Genomic DNA, 229 nt, shown 5'->3' with positions numbered 1-229 from the left:
CCCCCTAACCTACCCCACGCAATCCGGCACCAGCGTAGCGCCTCCCAACCAAGCGCCCTCGCCTCCCTGCCGAACCACAAACCCACGCTAACGCTCCGCCCATCGACGGCCCGGGCAACCCGCTAACCACGCCCGCCGCTATGCGCTGGGCGCGACCCGGCCGCCCATTGCCAGGACAGACCCCATGCATCAGCTTGAACGGCGCAGGCAGCTGCCGTTGCGCCTGCAC

It is taken from the genome of Pseudomonas akapageensis, from assembly GCF_011355085.1.
Classification (GTDB): domain Bacteria; phylum Pseudomonadota; class Gammaproteobacteria; order Pseudomonadales; family Pseudomonadaceae; genus Aquipseudomonas; species Aquipseudomonas akapageensis.
The sequence above is the reverse complement of the archived record's forward strand: the minus strand, read 5'-3'. Positions refer to the sequence as shown.